Annotated in this window: 13 protein-coding genes; 8 read left to right on the forward strand and 5 right to left on the reverse strand. The window is 71.6% G+C overall.

Annotated elements, in window-relative coordinates; translation table 11 throughout:
* Nucleotides 1-3 precede the first annotated feature (3 nt).
* The gene (locus AB0E78_RS19190; RefSeq protein ID WP_361833689.1) at nt 4-1,968 is read left to right on the forward strand and encodes a kelch motif-containing protein; all 1,965 of its coding nucleotides are present in this window, start codon (nt 4-6) and stop codon (nt 1,966-1,968) included.
* 15 nt (nt 1,969-1,983) lie between these two features.
* On the opposite strand, the gene AB0E78_RS19195 is transcribed toward AB0E78_RS19190, so the two are convergent.
* On the reverse strand, nt 1,984-3,012 hold the full coding sequence (locus tag AB0E78_RS19195; RefSeq protein ID WP_361833691.1) for a glycoside hydrolase family 6 protein: 1,029 nt from the start codon (nt 3,010-3,012) through the stop codon (nt 1,984-1,986).
* Between the two features lie 82 nt (nt 3,013-3,094).
* The gene (locus tag AB0E78_RS19200) at nt 3,095-4,081 is read right to left on the reverse strand and encodes a DUF5937 family protein (RefSeq protein WP_361833815.1); all 987 of its coding nucleotides are present in this window, start codon (nt 4,079-4,081) and stop codon (nt 3,095-3,097) included.
* Between the two features lie 71 nt (nt 4,082-4,152).
* On the opposite strand from AB0E78_RS19200, the gene AB0E78_RS19205 reads away from it, so the two are divergent.
* The 5 genes from AB0E78_RS19205 to AB0E78_RS19225 all read left to right on the forward strand — a co-directional run bounded on the left by AB0E78_RS19205 (nt 4,153) and on the right by AB0E78_RS19225 (nt 9,487).
* Nucleotides 4,153-5,460, forward strand: coding sequence for an MFS transporter (locus tag AB0E78_RS19205; RefSeq protein WP_361833693.1), 1,308 nt, complete (start codon nt 4,153-4,155; stop codon nt 5,458-5,460).
* A gap of 10 nt (nt 5,461-5,470) precedes the next feature.
* Nucleotides 5,471-5,980: a MarR family transcriptional regulator gene (locus tag AB0E78_RS19210; protein ID WP_361833695.1), complete on the forward strand. Its 510-nt coding sequence runs from the start codon at nt 5,471-5,473 to the stop codon at nt 5,978-5,980.
* A 101-nt stretch (nt 5,981-6,081) separates the two neighbouring features.
* Nucleotides 6,082-6,414 carry a DUF3817 domain-containing protein gene (locus AB0E78_RS19215; RefSeq protein ID WP_361833697.1) on the forward strand — a complete coding sequence of 111 codons (333 nt, stop codon included), beginning with the start codon at nt 6,082-6,084 and terminating at the stop codon, nt 6,412-6,414.
* Between the two features lie 85 nt (nt 6,415-6,499).
* Complete coding sequence (locus AB0E78_RS19220) at nt 6,500-8,200, forward strand: methylmalonyl-CoA mutase family protein (RefSeq protein WP_361833699.1); 1,701 nt, start codon at nt 6,500-6,502, stop codon at nt 8,198-8,200.
* Nucleotides 8,201-8,389: 189 nt separating this feature from the next.
* Nucleotides 8,390-9,487, forward strand: a complete 1,098-nt coding sequence (locus AB0E78_RS19225) for an alpha/beta hydrolase (protein ID WP_361833701.1) — start codon at nt 8,390-8,392, stop codon at nt 9,485-9,487.
* Here AB0E78_RS19225 and AB0E78_RS19230 read toward each other — a convergent pair.
* On the reverse strand, nt 9,484-10,872 hold the full coding sequence (locus AB0E78_RS19230; RefSeq protein ID WP_361833703.1) for a HAMP domain-containing sensor histidine kinase: 1,389 nt from the start codon (nt 10,870-10,872) through the stop codon (nt 9,484-9,486). The two genes, AB0E78_RS19225 and AB0E78_RS19230, sit on opposite strands and share 4 nt — an antisense overlap.
* Nucleotides 10,869-11,609 (reverse strand): response regulator transcription factor, encoded by a 741-nt coding sequence (locus tag AB0E78_RS19235; RefSeq protein WP_361833705.1) that lies wholly within the window; start codon nt 11,607-11,609, stop codon nt 10,869-10,871. The genes AB0E78_RS19230 and AB0E78_RS19235 overlap by 4 nt, the downstream gene beginning before the upstream one ends.
* Nucleotides 11,610-11,673: 64 nt before the next feature.
* Between AB0E78_RS19235 and AB0E78_RS19240 the strand changes: the two genes are divergently transcribed.
* Together AB0E78_RS19240 and AB0E78_RS19245 are read left to right on the forward strand one after the other, a co-directional pair.
* Complete coding sequence (locus tag AB0E78_RS19240; protein WP_361833707.1) at nt 11,674-12,855, forward strand: UDP-N-acetylglucosamine--N-acetylmuramyl-(pentapeptide) pyrophosphoryl-undecaprenol N-acetylglucosamine transferase; 1,182 nt, start codon at nt 11,674-11,676, stop codon at nt 12,853-12,855.
* A complete protein-coding gene (locus AB0E78_RS19245; RefSeq protein ID WP_361833709.1) occupies nt 12,852-13,859 on the forward strand; it encodes an SDR family NAD(P)-dependent oxidoreductase in 1,008 nt (335 codons plus the stop codon). The genes AB0E78_RS19240 and AB0E78_RS19245 overlap by 4 nt, the downstream gene beginning before the upstream one ends.
* A 17-nt stretch (nt 13,860-13,876) precedes the next feature.
* Here the strand turns inward: AB0E78_RS19245 and AB0E78_RS19250 are convergent, their stop codons facing one another.
* Complete coding sequence (locus AB0E78_RS19250) at nt 13,877-14,509, reverse strand: TetR/AcrR family transcriptional regulator (protein ID WP_361833711.1); 633 nt, start codon at nt 14,507-14,509, stop codon at nt 13,877-13,879.
* Nucleotides 14,510-14,617 lie beyond the last annotated feature (108 nt).

The raw sequence follows: 14,617 nt of genomic DNA on the forward strand, positions 1-14,617 counted from the left end.
CCCATGGCTTACCGGCCCTCGCAGCGCACCAAGAAGACGCTCCTAGGCGTCGGGGCGGGCGCGCTGCTCGTAGGACTCAACGCACCGGCGGCAGTCTCCTTCGCCGAGGAGCAGTACTACGAGTACAAGATCGCCCAGCCCGGCTACAAGGCCAAGTACGGCTCCTGGAAGCAGATCGGCATCCCCGAGGAGTTCCGCACCAACGCCATCCACGCCGCGCTCCTGCACACCGGCAAGGTCCTGATCGTCGCGGGTTCCGGGAACGAGCAGAAGAAGTTCGACGCGGGGTCGTTCGACACGATCCTCTGGGACCCGAAGACGGACACCTTCAAGAAGATCAGGACCCCGGAGGACTTCTTCTGCTCGGGTCACGCCCAGCTCCCCGATGGCCGCCTTCTGGTGGCGGGCGGCACGGCGCGCTACGAACTCCTCGACGGGGAGATCAACCGGGCCGGCGGCGGCATGCGCGTCAAGAACGAGAGCCCCGACAAGGCCATCGTCCTTAAGAAGGGCACCCGTTTCCGCTCGCCGTCGGGCGTCGAGTACGTGAGCAAGTTCGACGTCAAGGTCCCCAAGGCCAAGCGGGACTACGAGATCACGTACTCCAAGAGCGGTGTGATGCAGCCCTGGAAGACGACGGTCAAGGCGAGCGAGGCACGCGTCTTCGTCGAGGCCGCCCAGGAGGGCGACGAGTTCGTCACGCGGAAGTCCGCGCAGTACGAGATCGAGGGTCTCACCGGCAAGGACGCGGACAACGCGTACGGGATCGCCGAGAAGATCACCATGGACAAGCAGGACTTCCAGGGGATCAAGGCGGCGTACGAGTTCGACCCGACGGCCGAGAAGTACATCGCCGTGGACCCGATGAAGAAGGCCCGCTGGTACCCCACGCTCGTCGGTCTTGACGACGGCAAGGTGCTCGCGGTCTCCGGCCTCGACGACGTGGGCATGATCGACCCGGGCGACAACGAGATCTACGACCCGAAGACGAAGAAGTGGACCAACGGTCCCAAGCGCTACTTCCCGACCTACCCGGCGCTCTTCCTCACCAAGGGCGGCAAGCTCTTCTACCCGGCGTCGAACGCGGGCTACGGCCCCGCCGACAAGGGCCGTCAGCCCGGCCTCTGGGACCTGAAGACGAACAAGTTCGACAAGATCCCCGGCCTCGTCGACCTCGACCAGACCGAGACGTCCGCGTCCCTCCTGCTGCCCCCGGCGCAGGACCAGAAAGTGATGATCATGGGCGGCGGTGGTGTCGGCGAGTCCGAGAAGGCGACCCGGCGCACGGCCGTGGTCGACCTCAAGGAGAAGAGCCCCGCCTTCAGGACCGGGCCCGAACTCCCGCAGGGCACGCGCTACCTGAACAGCGTGATCCTGCCGGACGACTCGGTGTTCACGTCCAACGGCTCCAAGGACTACCGGGGGCGCGGCGGGAGCAACATCCTCAAGGCGCAGTTCTACGACCCCAAGACGAACAGCTTCCGGTCGGCGGCGTCCCCCAAGGTGGGCCGCAACTACCACTCGGAGGCGCTGCTCCTGCCCGACGGACGGGTCGTCACGTTTGGCTCGGACCCGCTCTTCGACGACCACCAGAACACCAAGCTCGGCCACTTCGAGCAGCGCATGGAGGTCTTCACGCCGCCCACGCTGCACAAGGCGGGCGACAACCGGCCGGTCCTGGGCGAGGGCCCCGAGCAGCTGGCGGCCGACGGCCGCGCGACGTTCCGTACGGAGCACCCCGGGAAGATCGCCTCGGCCCGTCTGATGCGCCCCAGCGCGGTGACGCACACGACGGACGTCGAGCAGCGGTCGATCGCGCTCGGCCTCACCAAGGGCAAGGGCGAGGTGACGGTGGACGTGCCCAAGGGCGACACCGCCCTGGTGCCGCCCGGCTGGTACATGCTGTTCGTGACGGACCAGGACGGCGCCTCGTCGGAGGCGAAGTGGATCCACGTGAACGGGAAGTAGCCGGATCCGCCGCGGTCAGGTGGCCTTGGCGTTGCGCGCGAGACCCAGCGCGTAGTCGGGCCACCACTGGCCGGCCGCCGGGCCGCCGCGGCACGGTCCGTCCGAGTCCCCGGGCCGCTTGATCCACAGGACCGCGTCGAGCAGCGCGTCACCCGTCTGGTCCGTGGGCGGGGTGCCGAGGCCACGGCCCGGCGGATTGCACCAGGCGTCCGCGCGGTCCCCGGCGAGCGGGCCCTTGCCGTTGCGGCTGGTGTCCATCACGAAGTGCTTGCCGCCGACGACCTCGGAGAGGCTGCGGCCGTACGCCTTGATGGTGTCGTCGCCCTGGAAGTTCGAGACGTTCAGCGAGAAGCCGTCGGCCTGGTCGATGCCCGCCTGCTTGAGCGGTTCGGCGAGCTTGTCCGCCTGGCTGATCCAGCCCGGGTTGCCCGCGTCCAGGTAGACCTTCACCCGGGGCTGCTTCTTGAGCCGCTGGATGGCGTCGGAGAGCAGCTGGTAGCGCTCCGCGTGGTACTCGGCGGGGGTGCAGCCGTCCACGATGTGCGCGACCGCGTCGGGCTCCAGGATGACGACGGCCGACCGGTCGCCGACGGCGCCCGCGAACGAGTCGATCCACTGCCGGTAGAAGTCCGAGCTGTGCGCGCCGCCCGCGGAGTGCTGGCCGCAGTCGCGGTGCGGGATGTTGTACGCGACGAGCACGGCGGTGCGGTCGCCCTGTGCGGCGCCGTCCACGGCGGCCTTGATGTCCGGGGCGGGGTCGTCGCCCGCGGGCCACACGGCCATGGGCTGCTCGGAGATCCGCTTGAGCGCGGCGGCGTCCTGGGTGCGGCCCTCCTGCTCCCACTGCCTGACCTGCCGGGCGGCGGCGCTCTCCGGGTCGACCCAGAAGGCGCTCCGCGAGGCGTTCTTGGTGGCGTCGGTGGAGGGTCCGGCCTCGGTGGCCGTCCGCTCCTTGCCCGTGCCGGATTCGGCGGAGCACCCCGCCGTGAGCCCGAGGGCCGTGAGGGCCGTGAGTGCGGTGAACGTGCGGAGCAGCCGGTGCATCCAGCCCCCTTGGGCGACGGTGACCGGGCAATCGTTACATAACGGTCCAACCGCCCTCGGTTACGACACCGGGCGGGGAACCTCAGATACCGCCACCGCTCGCCAGCGCGATGCCGAGCGGGGTGCGTTCGTAGAGCACCTGGTGTCCGTACCGCCGCGAGATCAGCAGCCCCGCGTCACGCAGGGCCCCGAGGTGCGCGGAGACCGACGACGGGGCGAGCCCCAGCCGATGCGCCAGGGCCGAGGTGGTGGCGGGGTCGGTGAGCGCGGCGAGGACGGTCGCCCTGCCCCGCCCGAGCAGCCGTACGAGCGCCTCGGAGGTACGGTCGCCCGGCTCGGCCCAGAGCCCGGCGAGGCCACGGGCGGGATAGGCCAGGGTCGGTTGCCAGGGCGGCTCGTGGCCGCCCACCACGTCGGGCCAGGCGAAGACACTGGGCAGCAGGACGAGGCCCTCGCCCGCCAGATGCCGCACATGGTCGGCCGACCGCGCGACGGTCAGCGTCTTCGACTCCCAGGTGAACCGGGGGTCGAGCTCGGCGATCAGCGCGCCGAGGCCGACCTCCGCGAGCCGCCGCGAGTGGAAGGCGACATCCGCGTCGAGGAGCGCGCGGAGCCGGGGCCAGTCCGGCTCGACGAGGGTGTGCCAGGCGGCCTCCACGGCATCCGCGAGGTCCCGCACCGCGCGTACGGGATCGGCGAGCAGCGCGCGCCCCCGAGGGGACTCGGTGGCCCCCGCGGTGCAGGCGAGCGCTCGCGCCAGCTCCTCCCGCGCGGCCTCGGGGTCGGCCGCGCGCACCGCCGCGATCTCCTCCGCGAAGGTGGCGGCGGGGCCGATGGGGGGAGGGCCGAGGAAGTCCGGGGTGTACCCGCGCTGCGGCATCAGCATCCACAGCGGCCCGAGGTCGAGCCCGGCGCTCGCCCCGCGGATCCGCCGCAGCCACTGCGGGTGGTAGCCGTGCCGGTCCGGCCGCTTCAGGGTCCGCACGGCTTCCTGCGTCTCCCACAGCGGCGACACGGCGAACCGGCACCGCAAGAGATCGTCGGGCCCGAAATGCAACCGGTTCGGCACGCGCACCCCCCAAGATTCGCCTGGAACCGAAACTCTAGGGCGACGGGCACGCACGCGTGCAGGGTGCGGACATGTCTCACGATGCCAACCCCGGGGCGCGCGCCCCCGAACCCACCGGCTACCTCCGCCTGTTCACCGTCCGAGAGTTCCGTGCCGTCTTCCTCGCCCACGCCCTCTCGCTGCTCGGCGTCGTCATCAGCGAGGTCGCGCTCACCGTGCTCGTGTACGGACTCACCGGATCGCCGCTGCTCAGTGCGCTCACCTTCGCCCTGGGGATGCTGCCGTACCTGATCGGCGGGACCCTCCTCTCCGGGATCGCCGACCGGTATCCGCCGCGGCGCGTGCTCGTGCTGTGCGATGCGGTGTGCGCCGGGTGCGCGGCGCTCATGGCCCTGCCCGCCACGCCCGTCTTCGGGCTGCTCGCGCTGCGGTGCGTCATCGCCCTCGTGTCGCCCGTCTTCAACGGGACGCGGATGGCGACCCTCACCGACATCCTGGGCGACGGCGACCTGTTCGTCCTCGGGCGCTCCCTGCTCCGGATCGTCTCGCAGAGCTCCGTGCTCGTCGGCTTCGGGCTCGGCGGCGTCCTGCTCACCCTCGTGCCGCCGCGCGGGGCGCTCCTCATCACCGTCTGTACGTTCGCCGCGTCGGCGCTGCTCCTGCGGTGCGGGACGCGGCGCAGGCCCGCGCGTGGGGGCGTCGGTCCCGCCCTGCTGAAGTACTCGCTCAGCGGCGCCAGGCAGGTGCTCGGCGACCGGCGGACCAGGGCGCTCCTGCTCCTCCTGTGGGCGCCGCCCATGTTCATGGTCGCCCCGGAGGCGCTCGCCGCTCCGTACGCCGATCAGATCGGGACCGGCGTCGCGGGCGTCGGACTTCTGATGTGCGCCCTGCCGGTCGGCACGATCGCGGCGGAGCTGTACGCGGGGTCCGTGCTCTCCGTCTCCGCCCGGGCCCGCATCGCCCTGCCGCTCGCCTCGTTCACGCTGCTGCCGCTCACCGTGTACGCGCTCACCCCCGGCCTCCTCTGGGCGATGCTCGCCCTCGCGCTGGCCGGCGCCGGATCCGCGTACACACTGGGCGTCGACCGGTGGTTCGTCGACGCGGTTCCGGCGGAGCTGCGCGGACGGGCCATGACCGTGCACACGGCCGGGCTCATGACGATCCAGGGGGTGGGGATGGCGCTCGCCGGGCTCGCGGCGGAGTTCTTCGCGGTGAGCACCGTCGTCACGGCGTCGGGTGTGCTCGGCACGGTCTGCTGCCTCGTGCTCGCGGCCGAGGTCCGCGCCACGGGACGTACGGCCGCCGATGAACCCGCCAACACCCGGGAACAGGCGACCGAATCGCGAGACGGGGCTGACCACCATGTGACCGGCGGGTAAGGTCTTTGGCGTGCCGAAGCCGCTCAGCCTTCCCTTCGATCCCATCGCCCGCGCCGACGAGCTCTGGAAGCAGCGCTGGGGATCCGTACCGGCCATGGGCGCGATCACCTCGATCATGCGCGCGCAGCAGATCCTGCTCGGCGAGGTCGACGCGGTCGTCAAGCCGTACGGGCTGACCTTCGCGCGGTACGAGGCGCTGGTCCTGCTCACGTTCTCGCAGGCGGGCGAGTTGCCGATGTCCAAGATCGGCGAGCGGCTCATGGTCCACCCCACGTCCGTCACCAACACCGTCGACCGCCTGGTCAAGTCCGGTCTCGTCGACAAGCGCCCCAATCCGAACGACGGGCGCGGCACGCTGGCCTCCATCACGGAGAAGGGCCGCGAGGTCGTCGAGTCCGCCACCCGTGAGCTGATGGCGATGGACTTCGGGCTCGGGGTGTACGACGCCGAGGAGTGCGCGGAGATCTTCGCGATGCTGCGGCCGCTGCGGGTGGCGGCGGAGGACTTCGAGGAGCGGTAGGAGCACCCGGAGGGCAACCCGGCGGGGCGGTAGAACCGGCCGTTCCGGTCGTGCCGGGGCCGCCGGAAGATCGCGCAAATCGGGCCGATACGCTCGTAGGCATGAAGCGATCCGTGCTGACCCGTTACCGGGTGATGGCCTACGTCACCGCCGTCATGCTGCTCATCCTGTGCACCTGCATGGTGTTCAAGTACGGCTTCGAGAAGGGTGAGGGCCTGACGCTGGTCGTCTCCCAGGTCCACGGCGTCCTCTACATCATCTACCTGATCTTCGCCTTCGACCTGGGCTCCAAGGCGAAGTGGCCCTTCGGCAAGCTGCTGTGGGTGCTGATCTCCGGCACCATCCCGACGGCCGCGTTCTTCGTCGAGCGCAAGGTCGTCCGCGAGGTCGAGCCGCTGATCGTCGACGGCTCCCCGGCCACCGCGAAGGCGTAGCGCCCCGCCCGGGAACACCGCCACGGACATACCCGTGGCGGTGAGCCATCGACATTTACTAGGACGTCCAAGTAAATTCGAGGGTATGGACGCTGACGCCATCGAGGAGGGCCGCCGTCGCTGGCAGGCCCGGTACGACACCGCGAAGAAGCGCGACGCGGATTTCACCACGCTCTCCGGCGACCCGGTCGAGCCCGTCTACGGGCCACGGCCAGGGGACGCCTACGAGGGATTCGAGCGGATCGGATGGCCCGGCGAATACCCCTTCACCCGCGGACTCCACCCCACCGGCTACCGCGGCCGGACCTGGACCATCCGCCAGTTCGCGGGCTTCGGCAACGCCGAGCAGACGAACGAGCGCTACAAGATGATCCTGGCCGCCGGCGGCGGCGGACTCTCCGTGGCCTTCGACATGCCGACCCTGATGGGCCGCGACTCCGACGAGCCGCAGTCCCTCGGTGAGGTCGGGCACTGCGGGGTCGCCATCGACTCGGCCGCCGACATGGAGGTCCTGTTCCAGGACATCCCGCTCGGTGACGTCACGACGTCGATGACGATCTCCGGACCCGCCGTCCCTGTCTTCTGCATGTACCTGGTCGCCGCCGAGCGCCAGGGCATCGACCCGGGCGTCCTGAACGGCACGCTCCAGACGGACATCTTCAAGGAGTACATCGCGCAGAAGGAGTGGCTCTTCCAGCCCGAGCCGCACCTGCGCCTCATCGGCGACCTGATGGAGCACTGCGCGCGCGACATCCCCGCGTACAAGCCCCTGTCGGTCTCCGGCTATCACATCCGCGAGGCCGGGGCGACGGCCGCGCAGGAGCTCGCATACACCCTCGCGGACGGCTTCGGATACGTGGAGCTGGGGCTCAGCCGCGGTATGGACGTGGACGTCTTCGCGCCCGGGCTGAGCTTCTTCTTCGACGCCCACCTGGACTTCTTCGAGGAGATCGCCAAGTTCCGCGCCGCCCGCCGCATCTGGGCCCGCTGGATGCGGGACGTGTACGGCGCGCAGACCGACAAGGCCCAGTGGCTGCGCTTCCACACGCAGACCGCGGGTGTCTCGCTCACCGCGCAGCAGCCCTACAACAACGTCGTACGCACCGCGGTCGAGGCCCTCTCCGCGGTCCTCGGCGGCACGAACTCCCTGCACACGAACGCCCTCGACGAGACGCTCGCGCTGCCGAGCGAGCAGGCCGCCGAGATCGCGCTGCGCACGCAGCAGGTGCTCATGGAGGAGACGGGTGTCGCCAACGTGGCGGACCCGCTGGGCGGCTCCTGGTACGTCGAGCAGCTCACCGACCGCATCGAGGCCGACGCCGAGAAGATCTTCGAGCAGATCAAGGAGCGGGGGCGCCGGGCGCACCCGAACGGGGAGCACCCCATCGGGCCCATCACCTCCGGGATCCTGCGCGGCATCGAGGACGGCTGGTTCACCGGGGAGATCGCCGAGTCGGCGTTCCAGTACCAGCAGTCCCTGGAGAAGGGCGACAAGCGCGTCGTGGGCGTGAACGTCCACCACGGGTCCGTCACCGGTGACCTGGAGATCCTGCGGGTCTCCCACGAGGTGGAGCGCGAGCAGGTCAAGGTCCTGGGCGCGCGCCGCTCGGCGCGGGACGACGCGCGGGTTCGTGCCTCGCTCGACGCCATGCTGGCGGCTGCCCGTGACGGGTCGAACATGATCGCCCCCATGCTGGAGGCGGTGCGGGCCGAGGCGACCCTCGGGGAGATCTGCGGGGTCCTGCGGGACGAGTGGGGGGTCTACACCGAGCCGCCCGGGTTCTAGTTCGGGTGCTCCGGGTGTGCGGGGATCTGCGGGCCGTTGTGGCTGGTCGCGCAGTTCCCCGCGCCCCTGGAAGGCCCCTGCGGGGCCTCCTCGGGGCCCTCTTGGAACCCGGCCGAAAAGTGTGGGTGTCAGATGCAAGGAGCTGGGTAGGCGCCGCCCGTCCCACCGTCCTGCCCCTGGAGTCACCCTGTGTCACCCGTGAGCCTGCCCGGCCCCACCCGCACCGCCGTGATCGCCATCGGAGCCGCGACGCTCACTCTCCTCGGTGCCCTGACGGTGTACGGGTCCGGCGAGGTCAGCGCGAGCCCGCCGGCCGAGCCGAAGGTGCAGGACTCCTTCGACTCGCTCGGCCCCGAGGTGCACGCGGCGAAGCTCTCGAACGGCCGGACGGCTCACTACTCCGACACCGGGAACAAGAAGGGCAAGCCCGTCCTGTTCATCGGCGGCACCGGCACGAGCGCCCGCGCCGCGCACATGACGGACTTCTTCCGGACGACCCGCGAGGACCTCGGCCTGCGCCTCATATCCGTCGAGCGCAACGGCTTCGGTGACACGGAGTTCGACAAGAAGCTCGGCAAGGCCGACTTCGCCGCTGACACCCTCGAAGTGCTCGACCAGCTCGGCGTGGACGACGTCAGCGTGATCGCGATCTCCGGCGGCGGCCCGTACGCGGCGGAGCTCGCCGGGCGCGCCCCCGAGCGGATCTCGGCCCTGCACCTCGCGGCGGCCCTGCCGCCCTACGGCACGAAGCCCGCGTACTGCTCGATGTCCGACGACGAGCTCGCCGGCACGGTGAAGGAGTCCATCAAGGACCCGCGCAAGTGGTGGGCGTTCCCCGACGACAGCCCCGTGAAGTCGATACCGGGCTTCGCCGACACGGCGTACGAGGAAGGCGCGCGCACCTACAACCAGCGCGGCCAGCAGGCCGACCCCGCGCCGCAGGTGCACGAGCAGAAGCTGTACTGCGGACGGCCGGGCCCCGATCTCTCGAAGCTCGACGCCCCCGTCTACCTCTACGGCGGCAAGAAGGACACGACCGTGCCGCCGGAGACCCTCAAGACCTGGCAGGAGGCGCTGCCCGGCAAGGCGACGGTGCGTTCGTACGCCGACTCCGGGCACGACGTGCAGTACCGCCACTGGGACCAGATCCTGGTCGACCTGGCGGGACACGGTGACCGTACGGTCGTCTGCCGCGGCAAGCACACGCGTGTCCTGCCCGCGGGGGAAGCGGACCGCCTCGTCGCGAAGGGGCGCGCTGATCTCGGCAGTTGCGCCTGGAAGAACTAGCGGGCACCGAGTGCCAGTCTGAACAGCGCGCCGCCGCCCGGCGCCCTCTCCGCCGTCAGTTCCGCCCCGTGCGCGTGGGCGATCTGGCGGGCCATCGCGAGACCCAGGCCCGAGCCCGGCAGGGCGCGGGCCTTCTCCGCGCGGTAGAAGCGGTCGAAGACGTACGGCAGATCCTCTTGGGCGATGCCGGGGCCGTGGTCGCGGACCGTCAGGGCGGCGGGCGTGAGCGCGACCTCCACGGGAGTGCCCGACGGGCTGAACTTGGCCGCGTTGTCCAGGAGGTTGGTGACGAGGCGGGACAGGCGCGCGGGGACGCCGGGGAGGCTCGCGCCGACGGCGTCCGGCGTCACGTGGAGCGTGAAGGGCACCTGCGGCCAGTGGCCGCGCGCCGCGTCCACGACGTGGGTGACCAGGGGTGCGAGCCGCACCTCCTCCAGGAGGGGCTGCGGCTCCTCGTCGCGTGCCAGCTCGATCAGGTCGTTGACCATGCCGGTGACTTCGCGGAGCTGACGGCCGAGCGCGCCGGACGCCCGCTCGCGCTGCGCGTCGGTCAACCGGTCGGCGCGGGCCAGGAGTTCGGCGTTCGTGCGCAGCGCGGTCAGCGGCGTCCGCAGCTCGTGCGAGGCGTCGGCGACCAGGCGGCGGCGTGCGGTGACCGACTCCTCCAGCTCGGCCAGCATCGCGTTGAACGACGCGGCAAGGCGCGTCACCTCGTCCTCGCGGCCCGGCGGCCCCGGTGGCAGCTCGATGCGGTGGCGGGCGTCACGGGTCGCCGCGATGCGTTCCGCGGTGGCGGTGAGGCGGGCGACCGGGGCGAGGCCGGTGCGCGAGACCCAGTAGCCGCCGAGCCCGGACAGGAGCACTCCGGCGCCGCCCACCGCGGACAGCAGACCGGCGGCCTGCCGCACGCCGCGCTCCGCGATGTCGGCGCGCAGGGCGACCTGAACGGCGTCGCCCTTGCCGGCCACGGTGGTGTACATCCGCGTCGGCTTCCCCTGGAAGGTGAGGCTCGTGTAGTACGGCCCCGCCTTGCCGGCCGCGACCTTCCGGGTGGACTCGGTGACCGGGAGCAGATACGGCTTCGACGGGTCGTTCGCCGGATCGGCGGGAACGATCTGCGAGCAGGCCGGGGCGCCCAGGAAACGGCACTCGCCCGTGACGACGCCCGGCCCGTTGTCGAAGTGCCGCTGCTGGGCGATGAGCCCCGCCGACTGGGCGAGGTTCTGGTCGAGCTGCTGGTAGAGCTTGAAGCGGATGACGAGGAACGCGGCCACGCACACCCCGACCGCGACCAGCGCCACGGCCGCCGCCGCGGCGAGCGCGAGCCGGGTGCGCAGCGGACGCCTGCGCCGCCACCGCGCGCCGAGCCTGCGCCGGGCGCTCACGGGCTGCCCAGCCGGTAGCCGACCCCGTGCACGGTGTGCACCAGGCGTGGTTCGCCGCCCGACTCCAGCTTGCGGCGCAGATAACCGACGTACACGGCGAGGGAGTTGGAGTCGGGGCCGAAGTCGCGCCCCCAGACCGACTCCTGGATGAGGTCGCGCGGAAGAACCTGCCCCGCGTTCCGCAGCAGCAGTTCGAGGAGGGCGGCCTCGGTGCGGCTGAACTCGACCGTGCGGTGGCCGCGGCGGCCGGTGCGGGTCGAGGGATCGAGGACGAGATCCCCGTACGCGAGGTCGTCGCCCTCGGCGGTGGAGTGCTGCTCCGGGGCGGCGCGGCGCAGGAGGGCACGGACGCGGGCGACGAGCTCGTCGAGGGCGAAGGGCTTCACCAGATAGTCGTCGGCGCCCGCGTCGAGGCCGTCCACGCGTTCGCTGACGGAGCCGAGGGCGGTGAGGACGAGGACCGGGGTGCGGTCGCCGAGCGCGCGCATCTGACGGCAGACGGCGAGGCCGTCCATGACGGGCATCATGACGTCCAGGACCACGAGGTCCGGCTCCCACCGGGCGATGGCGCTGAGCGCGCGGCTGCCGTCGACGGCGCCGCGGACCAGGTGGCCCTCGATCGTGAGGCCGTCCTCGACCGCCGCGCGGACCTCCGGATCGTCGTCGACCACGAGGATCTTGGCCGGTGGCGGGCCGCCGCCGGTCACGGATGGGCCCGGCCTGCTCGTGAGACTCATGGGTCAAAGGTGCCAAACGAGGCTCTTAAAACCCTCTTAGACCTGCTCGTAATGCTCCGTTGCCATGCGAACACCCGATATGCGAGCTTCCGGGACAGGGGTCCGAGCCCCTCTCTCCGTCGTCATCGGCGCGGGCGGCACCGGGGGACACATCTATCCCGGTCTTGCCCTCGCCGACGCCCTGCGCCGCGCCGTGCCGGCCGCCGTCGTCTCCTTCGTCGGCACGGAACGAGGCCTGGAGACCCGGCTGATACCGGACGCCGGATACCGCCTGCACACCGTCGACATGATCCCCTTCGACCCCTCGCTCGGCGCCAGACGGTTCCTGCTGCCCGCCGCCCTGGTGAAGTCCGGCGCCCAGTGCCGGGCGATCCTGCGGGACCAGGGCGCGCAGGTCGCGGTCGGGATGGGCGGCTACCCCAGCGCTCCCGTCATCGTCGGCGCCCGGATGGCGGGCCTGCCGAGCCTGATCCACGAGTCCAACGCGGTCCCGGGCCGGGCCAACCGCTTCGCGGCCCGCCTCACCCCGAACATCGCCGTCGCGTTCGACCGCAGCCGGGAGCATCTGCCGGGCGGTGAGCGCGCGTACACCACGGGGATGCCCATCGCGGCGCCGCTCGCCGCGCTCGACCGTGCGGCGCTGCGGGCCGAGGCCCGGCGGGAGTACGGGATACCGGACGAGGCCCGGCTGCTGCTCTTCAACGGTGGCAGCCTCGGCGCCACCCGGCTCACCGAGGCGGCCGTGGGGCTCGCGGAACGCTGGCGGCACCGCGACGACGTACAGCTCCTGATCAAGACCGGGCCCGCCGCGCTCGACGAGACGCGGCGGCGGCTGACCCAGGCGGGCCTGGAGGGGATCGCCCGCGCCGTGCCCTACCTCGACCGGATGGACCTCGCGTACGCCGCCGCCGATCTGGTGGTCTGCCGCGCCGGTTCGGCGACCGTCGCCGAGCTCGCCGCCACCGGGGTGCCCGCCGTCCTCGTCCCCTATCCGCACGCGCCCGGCGACCACCAGACCCACAACGCGCGGGTCCTCTCCGACGCGGGCGCGGGTCTGCTCCTCCCCGACGGCGAGACGACGGCCGCGCGGCTCGCGGAGCTGGTCGGTCCGCTGCTCGCCGATCCGGCGCGGCTCGCCGCGATGAGCGGGGCGGCGGATCCGGGCCCGCACGCACGGGCCGCCGACCTGCTCGCCGAGCGGGTCATCCAACTGACGCACCACACACCCCACTTGGAGTACGCATGAGCAACAACGGCAGCACGTTCAGCTGGGCAGGGCGCACGGTCCTCGTCACCGGGGCGGAGGGCTTCATCGGCTCGACGCTCGTCGACCTGCTCCTGGAGCAGGGGGCGAAGGTCCGCGCCTTCGTGCACTACAAGCCGTACGCCGACAAGGGCCACCTCGCGCATCTGATGGGGGACCCGCGGGTCGAGATGCTCGCGGGTGACGTCCGGGACGCGGGGCGCGTGATGGACGCGGTGGAGGGCTGCGACACGGTCTTCCACCTGGCCGCGCTGATCGGCATCCCGTACTCGTACGACTCCCCGGGGGCGTACGTCCAGACGAACGTCGTCGGCACGGAGAACGTGGCGGAGGCGTGCCGGCGGCACTCGGTGCGGCGGCTGGTCCACACCTCCACGAGCGAGGTGTACGGGACGGCGCTGACCGCCCCCATCTCCGAGGAGCACCCGCTCCAGCCCCAGTCCCCCTACTCCGCCTCGAAGATCGGCGCCGACATGATGGCGCTCTCGCACTGGCACGCCTTCGAGCTGCCGGTGACGGTCGTACGCCCCTTCAACACCTACGGCCCGCGGCAGTCGGCCCGTGCGGTGATCCCCACGATCCTGGCCCAACTGCACTCCGGCGCACGGGAGATCAAGCTGGGCTCGCTCACGCCCACTCGTGACTTCACCTACGTGACGGACACCGCGCGGGGCTTCATCGCGCTCGCGGAGTGCGAGGCGGCGCTGGGCCACGCGGTCAACCTCGGGGTGGGCCAGGAGATTTCGATCGGCGACCTTGCGGAGGCGCTGATCGAGGCGTCGGGGCGGGACGCGAAGGTGGTCGTGGACCCGTCCCGTCTGCGCCCTTCGGGCAGCGAGGTCCAGCGGCTCCTGTCGGACAACTCCCGGGCGAGGCAGTGGGCGGGCTGGACTCCGGCGGTGTCCTTGACGGAGGGCCTGAAGCGCACGTCCTCCTGGGTCGCCGAAAACCTCCACCTGTTCGCGGCGGACCGCTACCAGGTCTGAGGCTTCGCCGGGGCCCGCTACTGCTGGGACGCGGCTGCCGCGAGTCCGCCCAGGAGGAGCAGGGTGAAGCGGCGGGCCCAGTCCTCGTCGACCTGTTCGCCGCTGACCAGGGCGCGGTGGACCACCGCGCCGGCGATCACGTCGAAGATGAGGTCGGCCGTGCGCCCTGCGGCGTCGGGGTCGGGCTCCGGCGGCAGCTCACCCCGCTCCTGCGCCCGCTTCCGCCCCGCGAGGACCAAACGTTTCTGGCGGTCCACGATCGACGTACGGATCCGCTCCCGCAGCGGCTCGTCCGAGGTGGACTCGGCGACCACGGCCATCAGTGCCGTCTTCGTCTCGGGGCGGCACAGCAGCGCCGCGAACTGCAGGACCACGCCCTCGATGTCCGCCGACAGGCTGCCCCGGTCCGGCAGCTCCAGCTGGTCGAACAGCTCCGCCACCGCGTCCACGACCAGCTCGCTCTTGCCCGCCCAGCGCCGGTAGAGGGTCGTCTTGGCCACGCCCGCACGGGTGGCCACATCGCCGAGGGTCAGCTTGGACCAGCCGAGCTCCACCAGGGCCTGGCGGGTCGACTCCAGGATCGCGGTGTCCGCCGCGGCGCTGCGGGGGCGGCCACCGGTGCGGGCGGGAGGCGGGGTGCGGCTCTGCATCCCGCGACCATACCGGCCAGTACGAAAGGGGCCTGAGAGACGGCGAGTGAGGCAGATCACCCTGATTCGCGCAGGCCCGCCGCCCACACGCGTACGCCTGGCAGTTAC

It is taken from the genome of Streptomyces sp. NPDC032198 (assembly GCF_040636975.1).
In the GTDB taxonomy this organism is placed as follows: Bacteria; Actinomycetota; Actinomycetes; order Streptomycetales; family Streptomycetaceae; genus Streptomyces.